The organism is Bradyrhizobium sp. (assembly GCF_016462955.1).
GTDB lineage: Bacteria > Pseudomonadota > Alphaproteobacteria > Rhizobiales > Xanthobacteraceae > Bradyrhizobium.
In genome coordinates this window covers 1-3,570 of record NZ_JAEMSD010000607.1, presented here as the reverse complement: position 1 = coordinate 3,570, position 3,570 = coordinate 1, and the positions used below count along the sequence as shown (strand labels likewise).

The following is a 3,570-nucleotide window of genomic DNA, read 5'->3' as shown; positions in this document are numbered from 1 at the left end:
ACATTGAACCCACGATCGGAGACGATGGTAAACAGCACATCCGATTGCTGGTATCCCCACAGGCTAAGGCCTCGCTCGGCCACAGGTGAGGCCCGACCTCGCCAACGAGGGTCTCAAGCTGCTGACGGGGACAGCCTGAGCTTTACGCTCTCCCATCGCGGCAAGACGCGGTTGAGGTAGGGGTCGGCAAAGTAGGCAAGGGGGACGAGCAGTATCGCCATTGCCAAAAGGCCTAGGATACTGTCCGTGAGGTTGGACTGGATCAGTAGCGGGTAGTGCAGGACATAAATCCCGTAGGAGATCGCCGAAACGGCTTTGGCCGGTTTTGACAGTTGCGATGCGAAGGATGCGACCAGCCTCCCGATCGGGCTGAAACCAACCAAAACAACGAGCAATGCAACGGTGAAGTGGCGAAACTCCAAGAACGGATGCACGCCGGGGCCGAAGAAGCCCTCGATCACAACGCCGAGCGCCGACGCACCCGTCAAGAGCGCCAAGGACGCCAGGGCAATAGGTATTCCGACAAAGCTTCTTGCGCCTTCCATGTAGGCCTCTGCAGCCATCGCGCCGCACCACCAGACGAGGAAATATGAGGCGATGAGGCTGAAATGGTTCGGGGAATACAGGAAACTGACATAGGCCAGAGTGCATACGATCCCAACTGCGGCGGTCACTGCTGTCCTTCCGCGCTTCCATGCAGTCAGGACCGAGGGGAACACCAGATAGAAGGCCATCTCGTAGGAGAGGGACCAAAGGGGGTCATTGCCAAGATAGGGATCAACCAATACGCCCGGCTTCAATGCAGAGATGTCTTGAAGATTCAGTAGAGTAAGGCCTAGGTCTCGCAGGCTGAAATTTTGGGCTAATGTGCCATTCGTCCAAAACACCGCCGTCGATATCAGCAAGGCGACGAGCAAAGGCGGGTATATGCGGCGGAAGCGGCGATAGTAGTATCCGAAGCCTGTGGTTGCCCGATCCTTCTCATTGGCGAATATAACGAAGCCGCTGATCAGGAAGAACAGGATGACGGCTTCTTGACCGAACCGGAACGGGATGCCGGTCAAGCCCGCGGCCCAGCCTCGCGCCGCGGCGACGTGATGAACTACGACGTATATTGCTGCAACGGCGCGAGCGCAGTCGAGTAAAGCGATAGCCCTGTCGCTCAATGCTACCTTTGCCACCTTTAAAGCCCCGAATTGATGCCAAGGACGCCAGCAAGTTTGGCCATTGGAGCAATATTACCTGGGAGTGAAGCTAATGCGACGCACAGACCAACTCTGACGCCCACCTCACCAACATCGTGAAGGGTCTCCAAGCTGGACCGGGCCAGCATCGACCGATCCCCTGCGGGCGCGAGGTTTCGAGTGCTGACGGCGCAGCTCTTGACGATCCGGCGCGAGAAGATCGTGCCCTTGATCAAGAGTGGGTTCGTCTCGGCGCACCGACAATTGCTCGGTGCTGATCCGCGCATGGGCGGGGTGGACGTGCGTTGGCAGACCGAGAGCGGCGACGTTCTCCAGATCGTCGCCAACTTCGCCGGCTACGAACTCCCGATGCCCGCGCTGGTCGATGGCGAAAGCCTGTGGCGATCGCGCCCTGATGTCGCCGGAGGACTTGCGTCCGGCGACATGATCGTGAGGCTTGGCCGCAACCGCTGATGCGGGCGAGGCCGCTGGTCAGCCGCCGGCGCGGCTCGCCACGGCCGGCGTGGGCGAGGTCGCGAACTTGCCGAGCCCGAGATAGACGAGGCCCGCCACGCCGATCCCGAACAGCCAGCTGAGGTCGGCGCCGCCGAGCAGATTGATCGAGATCGGTCCCTGCAACGCGCCGACGAGACCGTCCTGCACCAGCCATCCGGCAATGAGCCCGGCGAAGAACGCGATCATGCCGGCCCAGTTGATGTCGCCATAGGCGCTGCTCTCCGGCGAGCGATAGAGCTCGGCCACCTCGATCTTGCCCTTGCGCTTGATGAAGAAGTCGGCGAGCACCACGCCGGCCCACGGACTCATCCACAACAGCAGGCTGATCATCCAATGGTCGAACGCCTTCGCGAAGGACGGCGCGAAGATGAAGTAGAGGGTGACCAGATAGCCAGCGACGCCGACGATGACGGTGAGCCAGAATCGCGAGAACTTCAGCCCCGCGCTCAGCGCCGCCAGCGTCGCCGAATAGACGTTGAGGATGTTGGTCGCGATCGGGCCATGCAGCACCATCAGGAGCACGAGGATGCTGACGGGACCGCCGAACACCGCGCTGACCATCTTGGCGGGGTCGGTGTCCAGCGTCGTCGAGGCAATGGTCGCGCCGAGAATGCCGAGCCACACCGTCGGCACGAACATGCCGACATAGCTGTACCAGAACACGGCCTTCGACGACGTGGAACGCGGCACGAAGCGCGAATAGTCGGAGGCCCAGGTGACCCAGGAAATCCCCCAGCCGACGCCGATGGCGGTCATCAGCATCGTCAGCATCGCAAGATGCGCGCCGGGCGGCAGGGAAGTGGTCAGGCTCCAGTTGACGACGCCGGGCCGCGTCCAGGCCAGCACGCTCATCAGCACCATGATGGCGATGGTCGGCGGCACCGTGTATTTCTCGAAGGTGCGGATCGCGTAGAAGCCGTAGATCCCGATCAGCACCTGCACCGCCATCACCAGCGTGATGACGATCATCTCGACCAGCCAGGTGTCGGGAATGCCGAACTGGCTAAGGATGCCCATCGAGACCTTGACCGGGAAATAGGTGTTCACGCCGATCCAGCCCAGCGTCATCAGGAACATCAGGATGCTCGGCAGGTAGGCGCCGCGCACGCCAAAGGCGGACCGGCTCAGCACCATCTGATTGACGCCGGTCTTGTGTCCCATCACCGTGAAGGTCGCGAAGATCGCGCAGCCCACGATGTTGCCGAGCACGATGACCGCGATCGTCTCCATCAGGCCGAGCTTGAGGATGATGCCGAGCGCGCCGAGCGCCCAGTTCACCGGCGCGATATTGGCGCCCGCCCAGATCCACATCTGCTGTGGGCCGCTGGAGTCCCGGTCCGCATCGGGAATTGGCTCGATGCTGTGAAGATCAGCGCGAAGTTCGGAATCCGTCATGACATCCCCCAATACGAAGCACGCTTCGCATCATCGCAGCATAAATCGTGCCATGGGGTTGCGGAGCGGCCGGACGCGCGGGGTCGCTGCCGGAGGTTACGCGTGCCGTGCTAGATGCTGTTGCGTTTTCAAGCGCTGGCCGATCTTGCGCGTGCGTACGCGTGGGCATGCCTGCCGTGTCGGCGAGGGGCGGGGCGTGTTGCTCGGCCGGGCAGCGGTACGATGATAAATTGAGCAACCCAACTCAAAAGCGCAGCACTTGCCTCTAGTCGAATACGGCAGCGGCGCTGTCGCGACTGGGATTGCCGGCGACGATGCGCTGCATCATCTCGATGAAGAGCGCCTGTTCCCGCTGGCTCAGATCGCCGAGCGTCGCGCGATGCGCCCGTCGTGCCGCACCCTCGATCCTGATCAGCAACGCGGCTCCGGCCGATGTCAGTCGGCACAGCCGCGCCCGCCGATCGTCCTTGTTAAC

Annotated in this window: 3 protein-coding genes and 1 pseudogene; 1 reads left to right on the top strand and 3 read right to left on the bottom strand. The window is 62.0% G+C overall.

From position 1 onward, the window contains the following. Window positions 1–113: 113 nt before the first annotated feature. Window positions 114–1,181 carry an acyltransferase gene (locus JHD07_RS35365; RefSeq protein WP_291630624.1) on the bottom strand — a complete coding sequence of 356 codons (1,068 nt, stop codon included), beginning with the start codon at window positions 1,179–1,181 and terminating at the stop codon, window positions 114–116. Between the two features lie 183 nt (window positions 1,182–1,364). Here JHD07_RS35365 and JHD07_RS35360 point away from each other — a divergent pair, with 183 nt between their 5' ends. Further along, window positions 1,365–1,658, top strand: a complete 294-nt coding sequence (locus JHD07_RS35360) for a DUF3459 domain-containing protein (RefSeq protein WP_291630622.1) — start codon at window positions 1,365–1,367, stop codon at window positions 1,656–1,658. A gap of 18 nt (window positions 1,659–1,676) precedes the next feature. Here JHD07_RS35360 and JHD07_RS35355 read toward each other — a convergent pair whose 3' ends face one another. Both JHD07_RS35355 and JHD07_RS35350 read right to left on the bottom strand, forming a co-directional pair. Next, complete coding sequence (locus tag JHD07_RS35355; protein ID WP_291630620.1) at window positions 1,677–3,095, bottom strand: cytosine permease; 1,419 nt, start codon at window positions 3,093–3,095, stop codon at window positions 1,677–1,679. Window positions 3,096–3,360: 265 nt separating this feature from the next. Further along, window positions 3,361–3,570: pseudogene (locus tag JHD07_RS35350) on the bottom strand (MarR family transcriptional regulator); the annotation flags it as partial.